Origin of the sequence: Nitrosopumilus sp., from assembly GCF_025698945.1 — an archaeon.
Lineage (GTDB): Archaea > Thermoproteota > Nitrososphaeria > Nitrososphaerales > Nitrosopumilaceae > Nitrosopumilus.
In genome coordinates this window covers 410,360-429,609 of the sequence record NZ_JAILWM010000001.1, presented here as the reverse complement: position 1 = coordinate 429,609, position 19,250 = coordinate 410,360, and the positions used below count along the sequence as shown (strand labels likewise).

Here is a 19,250-nt window from a genome sequence, read left to right as displayed (position 1 = left end):
AACCACCCTTTTGTCAATGGTTAACAATTCCATTATTGTTATAAATAGAATATTATTAAATCAGAACATGAAAGTACAGAAATTCATTAAAGAATGTCAAGAGAAAGTTTTTTCTGGAAATGGATTGTCATTTGAGGAGGCACATGAATTATTTAACATCCCAGATGAAAATCTAAAAGATCTTGCACAATGTGCTAATGAAATTACAAGAGATTTTAATGGTCAAAAAGTGGATGTTGAACAATTAAACAATATCAAAAAAAATGCATGTAGTGAAGATTGTACATTTTGTGGGCAATCTGCTTTTTTTGATACAGGTATCGAAACATATCAATTACCATCACCAGAAGAAGTTGTTCTCAAAGCAGAAAAAGCTAAACAAGAAGGAGCTGAATCCTATTGTCTAGTTGCAGCGTGGAGAGAGCCATCACCAAAAGATTTTGAAAAAGTATGCAAAATAATTTCTCAAATTAATAATAAAGTTGGAATAAGTGTTGAATGTAGTTTAGGATTTCTCATTAAGGAGCAAGCAGAAAAATTAAAAAAATTAAATGTAAAAAGATACAATCATAATTTAGAAACTGCAAAATCTAAATTTTCAGAAATTTGTACAACACACACATATGAAGACAGATTGAATACTTTAAAAATTGCCAGAGATGCAGGATTGGAATTATGCACAGGAGGAATTATTGGTCTTGGAGAGACAAGAGAACAAAGATTTGAGTTGACGATGGAATTAGCAAGAATATATCCTGAAGAAGTTACCATCAACATACTTGTTCCAGTTCCAGGAACGCCATTAGAGTTACAAACACAACTTCCAAATTCAGAAATAGTTAGAATTTTTGCAGTGATAAGATTCCTATTACCAGAATCAGTGATCAAAATATCAGGAGGCAGGGAACTTAATTTAGAAGACTCTGGTGAAGAATTACTTCAAAGTGGGGCAAACGGAATTATTACTTCAGGATACTTGACTATGGGTGGAAATGAGGCTAAAAAAGACAGAGAAATGATAGAGAAGATTGGCCTTAAAGCGTAAACTAAATTTCATTGATTTAGAACTAGAAAAGATAAGAAAAAACAATCTGTATAGAACATTACGATATGGAAAAGCAACTAAAGCAGACATAATTATTGATGGAAAAAAATTACTTAACTTATGTTCAAATGATTATTTGGGCTTACCAATAACCAAGATTCAGATTAATCAATTACAATCAAGCTCAAGACTTGTTTCTGGGAACGATAAATCATATGAAAAATTAGAAAATATTCTTGCAAAGCACAAATCACAACAAAAAAGTCTAATTTACCCTACAGGTTACATGGCGAATTTAGGAACAATATCATCAATGGCAAATAAAGGAGATTTGATTTTAAGTGATGAGTTGAATCATGCAAGTATTATTGAATCCTGTAAACTATCAAATGCAAAAGTGATGATTTACAAACATAATGACATGAAAGATTTGAAGAAGAAAATAAAATCAAAAGCAAAAAACAAGTTCATAATCAGTGAAGGGGTTTTTAGTATGGATGGAGACTATTCTTTACTTGATGAAATTACCGAAATTTCTGAAAAAAATAATGCGATTACCATAATTGATGATGCACATGGGGATTTCGTGGTTGGAAAAGATGGTAAAGGAACTCCAAGTCATTTTAATGTTGCAAAAAAAATTGATGTGTATATCAGTAGTTTAAGTAAAGGTTTAGGATCTTTTGGAGGATATGTCGCATCACAAAATAATGTAATTGATTTATGTATTAACAAAGCAAAATCCTTTATCTATACATCTGCATTACCATCATTTTTAGTGGAACATGCCTTAAAGAGAATTGAAACAAACCGAGAAAAACAGAAAAAGAGATTAGAGAAAAACACTTTACAATTATCAAAGGGCCTTAAGAAAATAGGTTATGAAATTAACTCAAAGACCCAAATTATTCCAATTCTGATTGGAGATGAAAAGAGATCTTTGGATTTTGGAAAATTTTTATTTAAAAATGGGATTTATGCTCAACCTATAAGATATCCAACAGTTCCTAAAAATCAGGCAAGACTAAGAATTTCAGTGACTGCATGGCTAACAAAAACAGATATTGATTATACGCTAGATATCTTTGAGAAGGGATTTAAGCGATTTTAATGATTAACGCATAGAATCAAAGCCGCCAAGAGCAGGGGATCCAATGATTACTGCAAGAGTAATTACAATTGCCAAAGCAACACCTACTATAATGAATCTCTTATTCATAATAAAATTGTCAATTACCTAGTTAAAAACGGATTGCACAAACATTGGGTAAAGATATGGAAGAAGGCTTTAAAGGAAAAATCATAAAAATAACTTATGGCTGAAATCACTCTTGCCGTTGCTGCACTTGCAGGACTCGGATCTTTTGTAGCTCCATGTATTTTACCTATGATTCCAGCTTTTCTTGCATATATTTCCGGAACAACACTCTCAGAATTAAATCAAAATAAAGGGTCCAAAACAATTACAATTAACAGAGCAAACATTGTACTAAATTCAGTATTTTTTGTCTTGGGATTTTCGGTAGTGTTTTCAACTCTAGGCGTAATTATTAACAGTGTTCTATCAACATCAACTGGAAATATTGTTGAAGGTTTAAACCAAATTGGAGGAATAATCATTATAGGGTTTGGAATATTTTTACTATTATCAACAAAAATTAATAAATTAAATGTAGAAAAAAAATTCTTTCCTCAAAGAACAAAGGCAAGTTATCCAATGTCTTTTGTGTTTGGATTAGCTTTTGCAGCAGGATGGACTCCATGTGTAGGACCAATTCTTGGAACAATTCTCACATTAGCTGCAACCACACCCTCAGTTGCATTTAATTTACTTTTAGTATATTCATTAGGTTTAGGAATTCCATTTATTTTAATTGGAATATTTTATTCAAGAGCCACTAGAATCATTAGAATGATGGGAAAACATCTAAAATATTATAATGTAATATTAGGGGGATTCATTGTGGTGTTGGGAGTATTGGTTTTTACAAATCAATTAGCATACATTGCAAATTTTCCACTTCTCAATGAATTGTTATTTTTGGGGTGAATAAATGAAACAAGAAATCAAAACAGCATTAATTCTTAGCATAGTAATAGTTACAGCAGTAGGCATAATGAGTATGATTTTCTCATCATTTGATGAAAGTATTTCATCTAACAACATTTTGGAATCTGATTCTGCAGATAAAATAGATAAATCAAGATTCAAAAAAGCTCCGGAACTAGTTGGAATAGAATATTATCTCAATACATCTTCAGAAGAGTTAAAAAATAAAATTAAAGATAAAGTAGTTCTCTATGATATTTGGACATATAGTTGCATCAATTGTATCAGAACACTCCCATACATTACAGCATGGGACGAAAAATACTCAGATCAGGGATTACTAATTATTGGAATTCATTCACCTGAATTTGAATTTGAAAAAGATCCTGAAAATGTAAAGATGGCCATTGACAAATATGGAATTAATTATCCCGTAGTATTAGATAACGACATGGAAACATGGAAAGCTTTTGAGAATAGATATTGGCCAAGAAAATACATTGCTGATCATGAAGGATTCATCAGATACGATCATATCGGAGAGGGAGGATATCAAGAAACGGAAAAAGTAATTCAGAAACTTTTAGAAGAAAGATCATTGTCACTTGGAATTCAAGTGCCATCTGCGGTCCCTCTAGTCACAATTGAAGAATTCGAACATACAATTTTTAGAACACCAGAATTGTATTTTGGATATAACTTTGCTCAAAATAGAAATCAATTAGGAAGTGATGAGGGATTTCAACCAGAAAAATTAGTCAAATATTCAAATCCTAAAAAAATTGATCTTCATAAATTCTATCCAATAGGAGAATGGATTAATTTAGCAGATAGTATGGAGTTAGTTTCGGATGTTGGCTCTATCAAACTACAATACAATGCAAAAGAAGTAAACATTGTCACTTCAAATGATGCAGAATTAGAAATATTTCTTGATGACAGTCCTTTAACTCAACAAGATGCTGGAAAAGATATCATCTCTGATAATCGTCTGGTTGTATCGGAACCTGGATTATACAATATAGTCAGTAGTGATTCTAGTTCATCACATATTATGGAAATTAAGATTAAAGGTAAAGGATTTCAAATATTTACATTCACTTTTGGATGATGTAACCAACCCCAGTTGTAACTCCAGTTACACTAGGAAGAGTGACAAACCTGTTTAAAACAAAATTTTCCACAATGATCAAGGAAAATAAGGCATGATAAGTAATTCTTGGAATAAAACAGAAGGAGAAAGCATATCCCAAAAATTTATGGGTAAAGTAAGACCAGATGAACCATTAAAAAACAAAATTGATTTTGCACAAAAAAAATTACAATTTCAAATCTCAAAATTAGATTCAATAGATGAAAAACTAAAGAAAAAACATGATATTATTTTTGAAAAAATAGTAAATGCTCAAAGAAATAACAAGAATGGTTACGCACAAGCTTATGCAAGCGAATTAGCACAAGTCAGAAAGATGAAGAATATGGTTAGCGGTGCAAAACTCAGTATGGAACAGATCAAGCTTAGATTAGACACAGTTTCAGAACTGGGCGATGTAGTAGTTACACTAAGTCCTTGCATGTCTATTATCAAAGGTCTCAGTCCATCACTAAATGGAATTATGCCTGAGGCAAATGCATCTATGCAAGACTTGTCACAGATATTAGGCGATGTTATGTCAGGATCATCAATGAGTATGGGTGAAACTATGAGTGTTGGAACAGAGACAAATGCTGACACATTAGCAATTCTTGAGGAAGCACATAGTGTAATTGCAGGTCAAACTAAAGCTGTAATTCCAGATGTTCCAGATAGTCTCAAACACCAGATTGTAGAAAAAAAATCAGATGTTTTTATCTAAGATGAATGATTAATTTTCATTTTGATTTCTTTTTACTTTTTTGAATTAAAATTTTTTTAATTCTCGATATTGTAGGATAACTATATCCACGTCTGCGATAATTTGCAATCATCATCTTCCAATTTTTTAATCTCCATTGAGCTTGTTCTGTTGTGACAGAATGAATTTCTTTTTGAATAATACTTTTTCTACCCACCTTTAAGGTTCCAGCATCCTTTGCAGACCATCGATTCTTTGCAAATTTGAGTCCGGTTAATATTTCTTGAACAGGCATTTCTTTAAAATATTCTTTTAGTTTTTTTAATTCTAAATCAGTAGGCAATTTTGATATTGGTAATTCAATGGTTTTTACCATAAAAAATCTAAAGAGACATGCTTTAAGAGATTCTTGCTAAATCAGAATTAACCAAAACAGGAAATATTTGAAAAGAAATTAAGTAAATCTAGCAATTCAAAGGGATATTCACATTTTTACACAATGTGTTATACATTCCAAATCCAAGAATAATTGCAGCAAATACTGCCAAAGGAATCAAAATGAAAAAATTGGTTTTACGACCCATAATAGAAAATAGAAATAAAGAGTATAAAATTGTCACATTCTTAATCAACATCAATAGTAAAGATCCCTTTTGTTCTAGGATCTTGCAATAATGAAACCATCTCTCGTGGTAGCAGATCAGAAGATTTGTCACATTTTATTGCTAACGTTCGTGGGCAGATAAAATCACTTTTTCTAATAACAATGTCTTCATTATGAGTTAAAAGTAGTTCAGGATGGCCCTTGCCAACTATTACAAATTCATACTCACCAACAGTGATGGAAAGGGTTACAACAGTATTGGAATTTTTTAGTTTTTCTTTTAATCCCAATGGTAAATCGGCACAACTTGAAGTTGCATTTACCCCAACTATGCAATCACCCTGAGGGGTTAAATGAGACTCTTTTGTAATTTCTATAGTTTTTGTATGGTTTGATCTAATATTTTCATGTCCAGAAAATTGTATTTGATACCTCACGGCAAAAGTGATAGGCTAGACTTAAATTAAACTTTCAAAGCATTTGATTCAAATGCTTCCTGCACAACAAGGTTATGACAGAGCTATTACAGTATTTTCTCCTGACGGTAGACTTTACCAAGTAGAGTATGCAATTGAAACTGTTAGAAGAGGCACTATTGCCGTGGGGGTAAAATGTAAAGACGGAATCATAATTGCAGTCGAAGAAAAACCAAGAAAACTACAAATCTCAGATACGGCTCAAAAGATTTTTCAAATTGATGATCATGTCGGAGTTGCAGCTGCAGGATACATTCCAGATGCAAGAAGTCAAGTAGATAATGCGAGATTTTTCTCACAAAGTAACAAAATGATTTATGATGAACCAGTTGAAGTTGAAACAATTGCCAAACACTTAGCAGATCAATCTCAACAATATACACAGTATGCTGGAGTAAGACCATTTGGTGTTGCATTAATTTTGGGAGGAGTTGTGAACAATACACCTCAATTATACCTCACAGACCCAAGTGGAACATACATTTCATATGATGCAATTGCAATTGGTTCAGGTTCTGAACAAGTGACAGACTTTTTAGAAAAAACTTACAATCAAGATCTTTCATTAGAAGATGCATCAGTTTTAGCTACTGCAGGGATTTATCTATCTAGTGAAGATAAAGAAGGTACAAGTCACATTCGAATGGCATGTATCAAAACAGATACTGGCTTGTATGAATTGGTCTCAGATAAACAAATTACAAATTATGCAAAAATTGCAAAAGAGAAATACCCACACGAGAAAAATTAATTATCATTAAAAGATTGTGAGATTTAATTAGATTGAAGTTATCTGTAGCAATACCCGAATCATCACTTTCAGATGAATCATTGAAGATAGATAAAACTAGAAAGATATCGGTATTAGCAAGAGCATGTGCAATTTTTAAAATCGATACAATCTATGTGTACCAAGAAGGAGAAAATAAAACAGATGGGGCATTGATGTTAATGATTTTAAAATATTTAGAAACACCCCAGTTTTTGAGAAGAAGATTGTTTCCAAAAATGAACGATTTAAAATTTGCAGGGGTACTGCAGCCGTTAAAAATTCCAAGTCACATCACACCTGCCAATCCAAAAAAAATTATTCGTGGAGATATTAGAGAAGGAATCGTTGTAAGTATTAAAGGTAAAAAATTTGTGGATGCAGGGATAAATCAACTAATTCCATTTTTTGGAAAAACACCTGTAGGTAAAAGAGTCACGATACAATTCAAAGAAGGGTATCCAAAATTATCAGTAAAAGAGATTAACAGAAATGAAATTCCGTTTTATTGGGGATACTCGGTAAAAGAAAGAGCAAATCTCTTTTCATTGTTATCAGAATGGAAAGGCAACATAATAATTACATCAAGAAAAGGAAAAACCGCAACTAGAGAACAGTTATCAAAATACACAAAATCAGATCTTGACACGCTAGTGGTGTTTGGATCTCCAGAAAAAGGAGTTCATGAAATTCTAAGTGGAAAAATGAAAAATGTACAAAATGCTAAGACACTAAACTTTTTTCCAAATCAAGCAACACAAACAGTACGACTTGAAGAAGCACTGCTTGGAACACTAGCAATAATTAATGCTGAAAATAATTCATAGTATGAAAGAAAGAAAAAATTTCTTACTTTTGGCTATTGGGATCGGATTTCTAGGAATTATTATAGGTGCTTTCACAATTTGGAATTCAGTTAAAGATTTGTTTCAACCATAAAATTTTAGGTATAGTTGGTTAACCATTAATTTTAAACTGGTTAACGATATCTCACATGGTTTAATAGAGGGTAATCGATGATGCGTTTTAATCATGGGTGCTAGAAAGAACCATCAACCAAGAAGAGGAAGTCTTGCATATTCCCCTAGAGGACGTGCTAAAAGCATGGAAGCAAGAATTAGAGCATGGCCTAAAATTGATTCTGAAGAGCCCAGAATTCTAGCTCATTGCGGTTTCAAAGCTGGTTGTGTTCAAATTGTAACTATTGATGATCGAGATAAAACACCTAATGCAGGAAAACAATTAGTTAGTCTTGGCACTGTTTTAGTTACTCCGCCAGTCCTAATTTTGGGAGTAAGAGGGTATTCTAAGGATCATAATGGGATGCATGCAGAATTTGATGTGTATGCAGAAGACATACCAAAATTTATCGCAAAAGAAATTACACTAAAAAACAAAGAAGGTGCATTAGAAAATGCAGAAAAAAGATTAGGAAAAATTAAAGAAATTTTTGCAATTGTTGCAGTGTCTCCTAGTGCTGCAGGATTGGAACAAAAGAAACCATATATTTTTGAAGCATCAGTTAGTGGAGGAGACATACAAAAACAATTTACACATGTTAAAGAATTACTTGGAAAAGAAATTAAAATTGATCAAATTTTTGAAACTGGCGCTACTGTTGATGTAGCTGCAATTACAAAAGGTAAAGGATGGCAAGGAGTTATTCAGAGATGGGGAGTAAAAAAGAAACAGCATAAATCTAGAAAGACCGTTAGAGAGGTAGGTTCACTTGGTCCAATCTCACCACAAAGTGTCATGTATACTGTACCAAGAGCAGGACAAATGGGATTTCATCAAAGAATTGAATATGACAAAAGAATTATGATAATGGGAAATACAGATGATGAACAAATCAAAATAAATCCTGATGGCGGATACAAACATTTTGGATTAGTAAAAGGTGATTTCATCATTCTAAAAGGTTCAGTTCCAGGAACATATAGAAGACTGATTAAATTAAGAAGTCAAATCAGAAATGCTCCAACCAAAGTTATCAAACCAAATATTCTGGAGGTAGTTATCTAATGAAAACTACATTATACACAACCAGTGGAACAAAGGATGGAGAAATAGAACTTCCATTAATTTTCTCAACTCCGTTTAGAAGAGAATTAATTCACAAGGCATTCACCAATCTAAATTCCCACAAATTCCAACCACAAGGAAGACACCCATCAGCAGGACAAGACGTTGTTGCTGACTCAAATGATCCTCCAACAGGTCAAGGCGTATCACGTGTTGCAAGAATGAGAGGCGGTGGAGGTGGAAGACAAGGCCAAGGAGGAGAAGTAGCATCAACTAGAGGCGGCAGACAAGCTCATCCACCTATTGTAGGTAAAATAATTTACAAAAAATTAAACAAAAAAGAAAACAAACTAGCATTGTGTTCTGCAATTGCTGCAACTGCATCAAAAGATCTCATAGAATCAAGAGGCCACAAAATCAATGGCATCGAATCATTTCCAATTATTGTGTCAGACGATATTGAAAATATTGCAAAAGCAAGTGAGGTTTCCAAAATATTAGAATCATTAAAACTATCACAAGATGTAAAAAGATTACAATCAAGAAAACCACGTTCAGGAAAACCATCACTTAGAGGCAGAAGTAAAAAGGTTGGAAAGAGCGTTTTGTTTGTAACTAAAGATGCAACAAATCTTAGAAAAGCAATTGGTGCACTACCAGGAATAGAAGCTACAAGTGTCAAGGAACTAAGTGTATTGGATTTAGCACCAGGTTCTGATCCTATTAGATTAACAGTATATTCAAAATCAGCAATTGAAGAAATTGGAAAAATTAAATCAACACATTTGGAGATCATGGTGAAAACAAAATGAATGTAGATCAAGCTAGTAAAATCATAATCAAACCTTACATTACAGAAAAGACGTTTGCAATGGTTGAAAGTGAAAATAAAATATGTTTCATTGTCGAAAGATCAGCAAGTAAACCACAGATTGCAGAAGCTGTCAATACACTTTACAAAGAAAAAGTGACAAATGTAAACACGGCTAGAACTATTTATGGCAAAAAAGCATTTGTTCAGTTTGAAAATACAGAAAAAGCAAGGGATTTGGCAACAAAGATAGGAATGCTATAATATGGACCACAAAACTCGAACACTAACAGAGGAGAATAAGATTGGTTAAAGAATTTTTGTATAAAGGAATTCCTAAAGAGGAATTGGAAAATATGTCATTAGAGAAATTATTCCAATTATTTAATGCTAGACAAAGACGATCACTTACAAGAGGAATTACGGATGGAAAAAGAAAATTAATTGAAGAAATTAAAGCTGCAAAAGCAGGTAAATTAAAGAATCCTATCAAAACTCACCTTAGAGATTTGATTGTTCTGCCATACATGGTAGGAGTTACAGTAAATGTTTTCTCAGGAAAAGATTTTGTTCCAGTCAATATCAGAGCTGAAATGATTGGACATTACTTGGGAGAATATGTCATAACAAACAAGAGAGTTTCACACGGTGCCCCAGGTGTTGGTGCATCAAGATCCAGTCTCTACGTTCCATTGAAGTGAGAATTATGGGTAGATTCAATTACGCTTTCCAAAATTATGACCCAACACGTCATGTACGTTCTTCACTAAGAGAGAAAGATATTTCCCACAAACATGCACGTGAAGTTGCAGTTTCAATAAAAGGACTGTCAATTGAAAGAGCTAGAGACTATCTTCAAGCCGTAATTAATAAAGACAGAGCAATTGCATTTAGACGATTTAAGAATCAAGTAGGGCATAAAGCAGATCCGGGAATGATGTCTGGACGATATCCACAAAAAACAGCCAAAGAATTCATCAAGGTTTTAGATAATTTAGAATCAAATGCAGAATACAAAGGAATGGATTTAGATAGATTAAAAATTGTTAATGCAACAGTTCACAAAGGCGTAATTGTTAAAAGATTTATTCCAAGAGCCATGGGCAGAGCAACTCCCAAAAACAATGTACTTACACATGTAGAATTGGTGGCACAGGAGATTTAGAAATGTCTGCAGTCAAAAACGTAATCAAAGACAACTATAACATGATGCTTCTCAAAGATTATCTAAGAATTGCAATTAAAGAAGCAGGATTTTCGCATGCAGAGATTTCAAAAACACCAACAGGAACAAGAGTTTCATTGCATGTTACAAGACCTGGAATAGTAATTGGAAGAAAAGGTTCTGGAATTCGTGAGTTAACAGATAAACTTGCAACAGATTTTGGATTAAAAAACCCACAAATTTCGGTTGTTGAGATTGAAAAACCAGAATTATCTCCAAGTGTAATGTGTAATAGAATGGCTGCACATCTTGAACGAGGAACTGCATTTAGAAGAGCCACAATGTGGACACTAAAACAAATTATGGAAAATGGAGCAATGGGAGTACAGATTACAATTTCAGGAAAACTTAGAGGAGATCGTTCCGCATTTGAAAAACATACAGCAGGAATCTTACCTAGAGCTGGACATCATGCAGAAGTAATCGTAGATGAAGACATTGCACATGTAAAAACAGCAATGGGGTTAATTGGAATTAGAATTAGAATTGCAAGAAATGAAAAATTTATTCCAGAATTTGAAATGAGAACTGAAAAAACTATGAAACCCAGACAAGTTAAAGATAAGGGAACAGGAAAGATGAGAGATGAAACAGCAGCTGAAAAGAAAGCAAGAACTGAATCAGAGCAAATTGCGTTAGAAGAAGAAAAAATGAAAGAGCTTGAAACATTAGAAGAAGAGGAGAATTTGTTCAAATGACCAGACTAAGTATGAAAACAATAAGGCAATTAAATGAAAAAGATCTTAAAAGTAAGATTCAGGAAAGTAGAAGTGAACTATCAAAACTTAGAGTTGATGCAGCTAAAGGAACATTAAGAAAAGAAAGTGGAAAATTAAAACCAATACGCCATGATATTGCAAGAATGTTAACTAGACTAAATGAGATGAGGAAAGAAAAATGATCACTGCTGAAAACATCACATCACATGAATTAATTGGATTAAATACAAGAATTATTCAATCGACCAATCCTCAAGTAGTAGGATTAAATGGAAGGATTGTGGATGAAACAAAATCAATGTTCACAATAGATACTAAAAAAGGTCAAAAATTAATAGCAAAATCAACAAGTAGTTGGAGTTTCTCAATTGAAAACAAAGAGATAATCATCGAGGGTTCCAGAATAACCAAAAGATCATTTGATAGAATAGGAGGAAAAACATGACTCGAAATATTGGGCTAAAAGTAAAAGAACCAGAAAGAGAGTGTACTGATAAAAACTGTCCATTCCACGGAGGGTTATCAATTCGAGGAAAACTCTTTGATGGAAAAGTAACAGGAAATAAAGCAAAACAAACCATCACTTTACAAAAAGACGATCCAGTATACTTTAACAAATTTAAGAGATATGCTAGAGGAAGAAGTATCATCCATGCACATGTACCTGGATGTATCGATGTAGAATCAGGAGATCATGTACTTACTGCAGAATGCAGACCATTATCAAAATCAGTATCCTATGTAGTTGTGGAGGTTAGAACTTAAAATGGCAAAGCAAGCAGGTAAAGGAGTAGAAGAATTTAGACCATATGTAACAAGATCTATTCCAGTAGGAGCAAATATTGTTTGTGCAGATAATTCAGGAGCTAAAATTTTAGAAATTATTAATGTGCCAAGACATAAAACTAGAGTTTCAAGATTGCCAGCAGCAGCAGTTGGAGATTTTTGTAATGTAGTTGTTAAAAAAGGTCCAGCAGAATTAAGAAAGCAAGTATATGGTGCAGTAATTATCAGACAAAAATATGCAGTTCGTAGATTAAATGGTGTAAGAGTTTGTTTTGAAGATAATGCAGCAGTATTAATCACTCCAGAAGGAGAAACTAAAGGAACAGACATCAAAGGACCAGTTGCAGCAGAAGCTACAGAAAAATGGCCAAGAGTAGCTAATTTGGCATCAATGGTGGTATAATAAAATGAAACCAACTAAAATGCGCAATCATCAGATTTATCAAGCAACATTCCAAACGAGAAGTAAACAACTTGGAAGTGCATTATCAAAAGACCTCCATAAAAAATATGGGAAAAGAAGTGTCCGTGTTATTGAAGGAGATAGTGTTAAAATTCTAAGAGGCGAATTTAAAGGAGTAGAAGGCAAAGTTGCAAAAATTTCTACTGAGAAAAGTAGTGTAGCAATTGAAGGGATCAAAAAAGAAAAAACCAAAGGAGATAAATTTGATGTCTATATTCACACTTCAAACCTAGTAGTGACTTCACTTAATTCCGATGACAAATGGAGAATTTCAAAGCTAGAAGGCAAAGATCCTAGAAAACAGCCAAAAGAAACACCAATGAAGAAAGACGCAAAAGAAACATCGAAGGAAGATCCAAAAGAGACGCCTAAAGAAACAAAAGTGGCAGAAAAAAACAAAAAAAAGGATGATGAAGGTTAATGGTAAGCATTTCAGGAAGTAAAAAACTCAAACGACAAATGGCTCCTCAGTTTTGGGGAATTACTAGAAAAGATAAAAGATTTGTAGTTACAGTAAGACCAGGACCACATAAAAAAGAGTATTCAGTTCCAACTGCTGTTTTTCTAAGAGATATGCTAAAAATTGTTACATCACTCAGAGAAGCTAAAACTGCTATTTATTCAGGAAAAGTAAAAATTGATGGAGTTGTAAGAAAATCACTTCATCATGCAATTGGATTAATGGATGTTGTTGAATTAGAAAATGTAAAAGAAATTTACCGTCTAGTTCCAACTGATGGTAAGCTACTAAAACCAATAAAAATTAACGAAGCAGAAAAATCTAAAAAACTTGTTAGAGTAGTTAGTAAAACCACAATTAATTCTGGAAAAACACAAATCGGTTTCCATGATGGTCGTTCAACAATTACAGATACAAAAGTAAATGTTGGAGATACTTGTTTGATTCAAATACCAGAAATAAAAATTATTGAAACAATTAAGCTAGAATCAGGTTATCAAGGTCTAGTAACACGTGGAATTAATGCAGGAGAGATTGGCAAAATTGAAAGTTTAGAAGAAGGAACATTCATCCTACCAAAAAGAGTTGTTCTGGCATTGGAGGATAGAAAAATCGAAATTCCAGCAGATATCATTATGCCTATCGGAAAGGAAGGACCAGTAATTCAAATAAAGTGATCATATGTCTCAAGTAACTAAATCCTCAATGAAAAAAATTTCTCTTGAAAAAGTAGTACTCAATATGGGGGTAGGAAAATCAGGAGACGTAATTGAAATTGCAAAAAGAGCACTAGATGAAATTTCAGGTAAAAAATCATGTGCACGTAATGCAAAAGAAACACAAAGAGATTGGGGCATTAGAAAAGGAGAACCAATAGGTGCAGCAGTTACAATTAGAGGAAATGATGCAGTAGAATTACTAAAAAGATTATTGGAAGCAAAAGGTAATGCAATTAACGGAAAATCATTTGATAATTTTGGAAACTTCTCATTTGGAATTAAAGAACATATTGATATCCCTGGAGTAAAATACGATCCACAAATTGGTATTTTAGGACTCGGAATTTCTGTTACTTTAACAAGACCAGGTTTTGGAATAAGAAGAAGAAGTAAACATAAAGCTAGTGTAGGAAAAACTCACATCATTACCAGTAGAGAAGCAAAAGAATATCTAACAAAAGAATTTGGAGTTGTAATAGTATAATGGCAAAAGACAGATCATATGAAGCAACAGGAAGAAAAAAGCACGATTTTGGCAGAGGATCAAGATGGTGTAAGAGATGCGGTGATTATACAGCAGTTATACAAAAATATGACTTGATGATATGTAGACGATGTTTCAGAGAAGTAGCTGTTTCTCTAGGATTTAGGAAAAATCGGTGATAATATGCCAGCAACGAACATTTTAGCAAATCTATTTGTCACATTATACAATAATGAAGCAAGGAGAAAAGGAGATTGCACAATTCTTCCAACTTCAAAATTAGGAATTGAAGTTCTCAAAACTTTGCAAAAAGATGGATACATTGGAGAGTTTGAACATATTGATGATAAAAGAGGAGGGAAATTTAAAATTAAATTATTAGCAAAAATTACAAAATGTGGGGCAATTTCACCAAGATTCAAAGTCAAAAATGACGAATTTAATAATTGGGAACAGCAGTATTTGCCCGCATATAATAGAGGAATGCTTTTAGTTACAACTAATCAAGGTGTCATGTCGCATCATGAAGCTGCAGAGAAAGGAATAGGAGGATTTTTGATAGGTTATGTCTACTAGTCAAGTTGAAAAGTTTCAAGATGAAGTAATAATTCCAGAAGGTGTTACAATAACACAAAACAAAAACATGTTAAGTTTTGTAGGACCACTAGGTAAAACCTTCAAAAATTTTAGAGACATTCCAGTCCATATCGATATTGCTGATGGAAAAGTCACATTAAAGGCAATTGGAACTAGAAAAAAAGATTATTCAATTTTGCATACGGCACGTTCAATTATTAGAAATATTTGTGAGGGTTTAGTAGAAGGATACACAATTAAAATGAAAGTAGTATTTTCTCATTTTCCAATTACAGTTAAAGTTGAAGGAAAGAAGATACTAATCGAAAACTTTCAGGGGGAAAGAGCACCAAGAGTTACAAGAATTGTTGGAAATACCAAAGTTGTTCCAAAAGGCGAAGATGTGATTTTAACGGGAGAGGTATTGACAGATATCACTCAAACTGCTGCTAATATCGAATTAAAATCAAAAGTAAAAAACAAAGATCATAGAGTTTTTCTTGACGGAGTTTATGTCTTTGAGAAGAAGAAAGGATTAGACAAGTGAACATTCTAATTTTTCATGACTCTTGATCCTGAATTCTCCAAACAAACAACTGATTTAATTGAACAGACTTTAGAATTGTACAAAACAGCAGGGGCATCGCCACGTGTTGGACAAACATGGGATTGTGAAAATGTGGGGGATTTTTTGTGCGGATTTTTTGTTGGCGAGATGGTCGGTTCAGCATTAAGTGCTTTTCAAATTGTTCATAAAAGAGAACCAACCGCAGAGGAACACATCGAAATTATTGAGTTAGTCGAAAGTCATTCAAATGAAATCAAAGAGTTTTTTGCAAAATTTAACTAACATAAAATCAAAACTAGGTCTAATTTGAATAGTCGCAAGGATTAAATCACTTTTACCAAGGTACAAACATGTTGCCGCCCTAGCTCAGCGTGGTAGAGCATCCGACTGTTAATCGGACGGTCGTCAGTTCAAGTCTGATGGGCGGCGCCATTTGTTTCTAAACTCGAGTTTTGAAATATTATTTTTTCAAAGTTAAAACACAACATTTTAAATTAATCATATTTCTAAATTCGAATTTAGAAAGATTGATCGGTTGATACTAATTAGTTTACTCTATTAGACAACATAGATCTAATAGATGATCGCATATCTAGTATAATGCAGGAGGTTTACATTGGTCAGAACTAGAAGGGCCAACAGATATTGTGTTGATTGTGGTGCAAGATTGGTGTATTATCCTAGATTATCAAATCCAAAGGCGCCAAATGAACACAGAGTTTTAGTTTATGCATGTCCTGATTGTACTGACGACTTTGAAAAACCCAAGATGTTCTCAATTAGACGAAATCAAGTAGAAGATCCACTTGAAACAGTAGAAATTGAGATCACACAGATACAGAAAAAAGCAGCTTCAAAATAAGTTCAAAAATAAGATGTCATTTCCTGAAAAACAAAGAAGCAATGCATGGTTTTTGTTGCCATTTTTTTTAGGACTAATTGGTGGGATAATAGCATTTTTTATTTTACGTCGTGATGATCCAAGAAAGGCCAAGAACTGTTTATTTCTTGGGATAGTAATGATGGTAGCTGGAATCATTTTCAATATTTTGATTGCATCATCAGTGCCAGGTATGGATTCAGGATTTAATGTAAACATCTAGTTGTTTTTCAGGTAAAAGATTACATTATTTCTAAATTCGAATTTAGAAACATTAAAAATTCAGACTTGTAATCATCAAATTTAGAATCATATAGAACTAAAATCAGGTGTAAAACATGAGTGCGATGAGAATGCGAGATAACGTTGAGAGATGGTTAATTCATGAAGGATTATCCTTTGAAGAGGTAAAAAATTCAGAAAATACGTTTCAAATTCTAATAAAACATGCAGGGCAATACGGCATCCCCATGGATGTATTTGAGCCAAAATCACAACCAGGAATTCTTGTAATTGGTGCAAAGGTAGTCATGAAAAATAATCAAATCTCAAGATACCTTGGATTCAATGAGGCAGAAAAAGAGAGGTTTGAGAAAAAAGTTAATGATTATTGTTATTCTATTCAGGCAATTAACAAGTTCATCTCAGAAGAAGGAAAGCAGAAAATAGGAGTGTATGTAGTACTTGACAATAAAGAAAATATCAATCAACAAACAATGTTTGATGCAATTGACAAAGTATCTGAAATGCATGAAAAAACATCCAGATTTTTAATGAAGACATTCTAGATTATAGATAATTTATCAGTCCTACGCGGATTTTAAATCCAATATTCAAAATAATACAATCATGAAAACAATAATTTCACCAAAAACAGGCTTTCTAGAAAGTCAGATTCTCAAATTCAAGGCTTCGAAAAACAAGGTTTTTCTCTTGACCGCAATTGCAACTTTAATGGTGTTTGTGAAATGAGCATTGTCAATATTTTTTTCAGACATGCGACCAAGAATTTTGAGATAAATGTCAGCATTAATGTCAACAAGCTAAGACTAGAAAATGCTACCACAAAATGGGAGATGATTCAAAATTGAGCATCATCAAAATGATAGACGAGATTCTTGATACCTATGATGCCAAGGAGGTCAAACCAGATGAATAACATGTTCAAAGTGATTGGTTTGGTATTGGCAGTACATTTCATTGCAAAAACTGTTCATAATGAGTTGAAAGAGCAAAAAACACAGATGTCATAGACCTCTTATTAAAAGACCATAAACAGGTCAAATTACCAACAAATGAGAAAAATACCAAAATCATGACATGTTTGGGGTGAAAATACCCCCCTTATTCTAGAAAAATGTGTGTCCAAATGCACATGCAGGATGTAAAATCATAATTTTGAATAAGAAATGTATGCATAGTTGGATATTACAGATCAATGAATCGACAATTAACCAATCCTTTGAATCAACAAACAATGCTTTTGATTCGTTTAGAATTTTTTCATCGGACTTGTTTGTACAAATTTCCAACTGGATATCATCAATTTTAGAAAACTTTCTAAAATGAGCAATTTTGTAAAATTATGCCTAGGCGTTAAACCCCCCATGAATTTTAGTGTATTTAGGCACACTATGAAATTTTCAAAAACAGGCGTTTTGAGGGGGGGTGTAACACTTGTGCCTATATATGAAATGCAACCATCAATCCACCAAGCTCTCCCAGCTAGACTAGTATGATCTTTTATTGTCATGCGTAAAAGCTAAACCCCTCTAAATTAGTGAAAAAATAAAAGAAAAAGATAGAATTATGGAATTGTTGCTGCGATGTTTTCAACGCAAACATGTAAGTTTCCATTACCATCTGCTGCACCACGTAAATCAAATTCAACTAATGCACCAGCAATTGCCCCAGTAATCCAAGTTTCAGATTGGCCTGAAATTGAACTGATTAGGTTTTGGCTAGAAGGAACATTCTCCACAGTAATTGATTGTGCTCCAACAGTTAATTGAGATGTAGCTTCTTCCCATGAAAGATTTGCAACCTCTAATCCAGGTAATCCAACATTTACGTTAGCATTACATGTTCCAGTAGTATCTGCTTGTAAATCTACCATGTGAGTATGCCACTCAGGTCCACAAAATCCGGCAGTAACTAATCCATAATTACATACGTCAAAAGTTACATGTTTGTTAGGATATGTTTGGCCTTCACTGTCATACACTCCCTGATGTGAGGTAACTACTACAAGAGTTCCATCTGTTAAAACTCCATAGCCACCAAATTCATCACCAAGTGTGTTTGGAGACACATCAAAAGTTACAGAATCAATGGTTGTACCGGTAACATCCAAACTACCACCAGTTAAACCAGTAATAGCTGATGCCAAAGGGGTAGCAAACATCAATACTGCAAAAGTTGCTGTGATTGTTGCTCCGAATAGAACAGTTTTGTTCATGGTACAAGTCCCAAACATGAGAAATAAAAGAGTAACTGTGCGTAATATGAAAATATTACAAACATAAAATCCCATAAAAACAAGATTAAATAACGAGACCAATAAACAACCCCAAGTTTGATCTAATTATACTAGGAAATTTTTGTAAATAACTACAATATGTTCTAAAAAGATTACAAATTCAGATTGATTACTAGTAAACATGACTAGGTAGGGATTTTTGAACTATTTTTAGCGATCTGCCAATAAACAACCATAATTCTGATAAAAGTCATAAACGCTTTATGATATGATTTT

31 protein-coding genes and 1 tRNA gene are annotated in these 19,250 nt (G+C 33.1%); 28 read left to right on the top strand and 4 right to left on the bottom strand.

The window, feature by feature from the left end; translation table 11 throughout:
* Nucleotides 1-67: 67 nt before the first annotated feature.
* The 5 genes from bioB to K5790_RS02825 all read left to right on the top strand — a co-directional run bounded on the left by bioB (nt 68) and on the right by K5790_RS02825 (nt 4,951).
* Complete coding sequence (gene bioB, locus K5790_RS02845; RefSeq protein WP_297592239.1) at nt 68-1,045, top strand: biotin synthase BioB; 978 nt, start codon at nt 68-70, stop codon at nt 1,043-1,045.
* Nucleotides 1,029-2,156, top strand: a complete 1,128-nt coding sequence (locus K5790_RS02840) for an aminotransferase class I/II-fold pyridoxal phosphate-dependent enzyme (RefSeq protein WP_297592237.1) — start codon at nt 1,029-1,031, stop codon at nt 2,154-2,156. Before bioB ends, K5790_RS02840 begins: the two co-directional genes overlap by 17 nt.
* Nucleotides 2,157-2,360: 204 nt before the next feature.
* Nucleotides 2,361-3,095 (top strand): cytochrome c biogenesis protein CcdA, encoded by a 735-nt coding sequence (locus K5790_RS02835; protein ID WP_297592235.1) that lies wholly within the window; start codon nt 2,361-2,363, stop codon nt 3,093-3,095.
* Nucleotides 3,096-3,099: 4 nt separating this feature from the next.
* Nucleotides 3,100-4,206, top strand: coding sequence for a redoxin family protein (locus K5790_RS02830; protein ID WP_297592233.1), 1,107 nt, complete (start codon nt 3,100-3,102; stop codon nt 4,204-4,206).
* Between the two features lie 94 nt (nt 4,207-4,300).
* On the top strand, nt 4,301-4,951 hold the full coding sequence (locus K5790_RS02825) for a Snf7 family protein (protein WP_297592231.1): 651 nt from the start codon (nt 4,301-4,303) through the stop codon (nt 4,949-4,951).
* Between the two features lie 16 nt (nt 4,952-4,967).
* Here K5790_RS02825 and K5790_RS02820 read toward each other — a convergent pair whose 3' ends face one another.
* Together K5790_RS02820 and K5790_RS02815 are read right to left on the bottom strand one after the other, a co-directional pair.
* A complete protein-coding gene (locus K5790_RS02820) occupies nt 4,968-5,306 on the bottom strand; it encodes a hypothetical protein (protein WP_297592229.1) in 339 nt (112 codons plus the stop codon).
* A 248-nt stretch (nt 5,307-5,554) separates the two neighbouring features.
* Nucleotides 5,555-5,971: a DUF371 domain-containing protein gene (locus K5790_RS02815; RefSeq protein ID WP_297592227.1), complete on the bottom strand. Its 417-nt coding sequence runs from the start codon at nt 5,969-5,971 to the stop codon at nt 5,555-5,557.
* Between the two features lie 52 nt (nt 5,972-6,023).
* On the opposite strand from K5790_RS02815, the gene K5790_RS02810 reads away from it, so the two are divergent.
* The 23 genes from K5790_RS02810 to K5790_RS02700 all read left to right on the top strand — a co-directional run bounded on the left by K5790_RS02810 (nt 6,024) and on the right by K5790_RS02700 (nt 17,283).
* Nucleotides 6,024-6,761 carry an archaeal proteasome endopeptidase complex subunit alpha gene (locus K5790_RS02810; RefSeq protein ID WP_297592225.1) on the top strand — a complete coding sequence of 246 codons (738 nt, stop codon included), beginning with the start codon at nt 6,024-6,026 and terminating at the stop codon, nt 6,759-6,761.
* Between the two features lie 32 nt (nt 6,762-6,793).
* Nucleotides 6,794-7,606 carry a putative RNA uridine N3 methyltransferase gene (locus K5790_RS02805; protein ID WP_297592223.1) on the top strand — a complete coding sequence of 271 codons (813 nt, stop codon included), beginning with the start codon at nt 6,794-6,796 and terminating at the stop codon, nt 7,604-7,606.
* 205 nt (nt 7,607-7,811) lie between these two features.
* Nucleotides 7,812-8,804, top strand: a complete 993-nt coding sequence (locus K5790_RS02800) for a 50S ribosomal protein L3 (protein WP_297592221.1) — start codon at nt 7,812-7,814, stop codon at nt 8,802-8,804.
* Nucleotides 8,804-9,616, top strand: coding sequence for a 50S ribosomal protein L4 (gene rplD / locus K5790_RS02795; protein WP_297592218.1), 813 nt, complete (start codon nt 8,804-8,806; stop codon nt 9,614-9,616). The genes K5790_RS02800 and rplD overlap by 1 nt, the downstream gene beginning before the upstream one ends.
* Nucleotides 9,613-9,879, top strand: a complete 267-nt coding sequence (locus K5790_RS02790) for a 50S ribosomal protein L23 (RefSeq protein ID WP_297592216.1) — start codon at nt 9,613-9,615, stop codon at nt 9,877-9,879. Before rplD ends, K5790_RS02790 begins: the two co-directional genes overlap by 4 nt.
* Nucleotides 9,880-9,920: 41 nt before the next feature.
* A complete protein-coding gene (locus tag K5790_RS02785; protein ID WP_297592215.1) occupies nt 9,921-10,316 on the top strand; it encodes a 30S ribosomal protein S19 in 396 nt (131 codons plus the stop codon).
* Between the two features lie 5 nt (nt 10,317-10,321).
* On the top strand, nt 10,322-10,780 hold the full coding sequence (locus tag K5790_RS02780; RefSeq protein ID WP_297592213.1) for a 50S ribosomal protein L22: 459 nt from the start codon (nt 10,322-10,324) through the stop codon (nt 10,778-10,780).
* A 2-nt stretch (nt 10,781-10,782) separates the two neighbouring features.
* Nucleotides 10,783-11,538: a 30S ribosomal protein S3 gene (locus tag K5790_RS02775; RefSeq protein WP_297592211.1), complete on the top strand. Its 756-nt coding sequence runs from the start codon at nt 10,783-10,785 to the stop codon at nt 11,536-11,538.
* The gene (gene rpmC, locus K5790_RS02770) at nt 11,535-11,741 is read left to right on the top strand and encodes a 50S ribosomal protein L29 (protein ID WP_297592209.1); all 207 of its coding nucleotides are present in this window, start codon (nt 11,535-11,537) and stop codon (nt 11,739-11,741) included. The genes K5790_RS02775 and rpmC overlap by 4 nt, the downstream gene beginning before the upstream one ends.
* Complete coding sequence (locus tag K5790_RS02765; protein ID WP_297592207.1) at nt 11,738-12,004, top strand: ribonuclease P protein subunit; 267 nt, start codon at nt 11,738-11,740, stop codon at nt 12,002-12,004. The genes rpmC and K5790_RS02765 overlap by 4 nt, the downstream gene beginning before the upstream one ends.
* Nucleotides 12,001-12,324 carry a 30S ribosomal protein S17 gene (locus K5790_RS02760; RefSeq protein ID WP_297592205.1) on the top strand — a complete coding sequence of 108 codons (324 nt, stop codon included), beginning with the start codon at nt 12,001-12,003 and terminating at the stop codon, nt 12,322-12,324. The genes K5790_RS02765 and K5790_RS02760 overlap by 4 nt, the downstream gene beginning before the upstream one ends.
* Nucleotide 12,325: 1 nt before the next feature.
* Nucleotides 12,326-12,748, top strand: a complete 423-nt coding sequence (locus tag K5790_RS02755; RefSeq protein ID WP_297592203.1) for a 50S ribosomal protein L14 — start codon at nt 12,326-12,328, stop codon at nt 12,746-12,748.
* A gap of 4 nt (nt 12,749-12,752) precedes the next feature.
* On the top strand, nt 12,753-13,229 hold the full coding sequence (gene rplX / locus K5790_RS02750; RefSeq protein WP_297592201.1) for a 50S ribosomal protein L24: 477 nt from the start codon (nt 12,753-12,755) through the stop codon (nt 13,227-13,229).
* Nucleotides 13,229-13,945: a 30S ribosomal protein S4e gene (locus K5790_RS02745; protein WP_297592199.1), complete on the top strand. Its 717-nt coding sequence runs from the start codon at nt 13,229-13,231 to the stop codon at nt 13,943-13,945. The genes rplX and K5790_RS02745 overlap by 1 nt, the downstream gene beginning before the upstream one ends.
* A 4-nt stretch (nt 13,946-13,949) precedes the next feature.
* Complete coding sequence (locus K5790_RS02740; RefSeq protein ID WP_297592197.1) at nt 13,950-14,471, top strand: 50S ribosomal protein L5; 522 nt, start codon at nt 13,950-13,952, stop codon at nt 14,469-14,471.
* Nucleotides 14,471-14,650 (top strand): 30S ribosomal protein S14, encoded by a 180-nt coding sequence (locus K5790_RS02735; protein WP_297592195.1) that lies wholly within the window; start codon nt 14,471-14,473, stop codon nt 14,648-14,650. The genes K5790_RS02740 and K5790_RS02735 overlap by 1 nt, the downstream gene beginning before the upstream one ends.
* A gap of 4 nt (nt 14,651-14,654) precedes the next feature.
* Nucleotides 14,655-15,047, top strand: a complete 393-nt coding sequence (locus K5790_RS02730) for a 30S ribosomal protein S8 (RefSeq protein WP_297592193.1) — start codon at nt 14,655-14,657, stop codon at nt 15,045-15,047.
* Nucleotides 15,037-15,594: a 50S ribosomal protein L6 gene (locus K5790_RS02725; RefSeq protein ID WP_297592191.1), complete on the top strand. Its 558-nt coding sequence runs from the start codon at nt 15,037-15,039 to the stop codon at nt 15,592-15,594. The genes K5790_RS02730 and K5790_RS02725 overlap by 11 nt, the downstream gene beginning before the upstream one ends.
* A 15-nt stretch (nt 15,595-15,609) precedes the next feature.
* Nucleotides 15,610-15,897 carry a hypothetical protein gene (locus K5790_RS02720; protein WP_297592189.1) on the top strand — a complete coding sequence of 96 codons (288 nt, stop codon included), beginning with the start codon at nt 15,610-15,612 and terminating at the stop codon, nt 15,895-15,897.
* Between the two features lie 73 nt (nt 15,898-15,970).
* Nucleotides 15,971-16,047: transfer RNA gene (locus tag K5790_RS02715), tRNA-Asn, on the top strand.
* Nucleotides 16,048-16,231: 184 nt separating this feature from the next.
* A complete protein-coding gene (locus K5790_RS02710; protein ID WP_297592188.1) occupies nt 16,232-16,477 on the top strand; it encodes a hypothetical protein in 246 nt (81 codons plus the stop codon).
* A 13-nt stretch (nt 16,478-16,490) separates the two neighbouring features.
* Nucleotides 16,491-16,718, top strand: a complete 228-nt coding sequence (locus tag K5790_RS02705; protein WP_297592186.1) for a hypothetical protein — start codon at nt 16,491-16,493, stop codon at nt 16,716-16,718.
* Nucleotides 16,719-16,833: 115 nt separating this feature from the next.
* Nucleotides 16,834-17,283 carry a DUF2299 family protein gene (locus K5790_RS02700; protein WP_297592184.1) on the top strand — a complete coding sequence of 150 codons (450 nt, stop codon included), beginning with the start codon at nt 16,834-16,836 and terminating at the stop codon, nt 17,281-17,283.
* Between the two features lie 561 nt (nt 17,284-17,844).
* On the opposite strand, the gene K5790_RS02695 is transcribed toward K5790_RS02700, so the two are convergent.
* Both K5790_RS02695 and K5790_RS02690 read right to left on the bottom strand, forming a co-directional pair.
* Nucleotides 17,845-18,027: a hypothetical protein gene (locus K5790_RS02695; RefSeq protein WP_297592182.1), complete on the bottom strand. Its 183-nt coding sequence runs from the start codon at nt 18,025-18,027 to the stop codon at nt 17,845-17,847.
* A gap of 275 nt (nt 18,028-18,302) precedes the next feature.
* Nucleotides 18,303-18,953 carry a hypothetical protein gene (locus tag K5790_RS02690; RefSeq protein WP_297592181.1) on the bottom strand — a complete coding sequence of 217 codons (651 nt, stop codon included), beginning with the start codon at nt 18,951-18,953 and terminating at the stop codon, nt 18,303-18,305.
* Nucleotides 18,954-19,250: the final 297 nt, after the last annotated feature.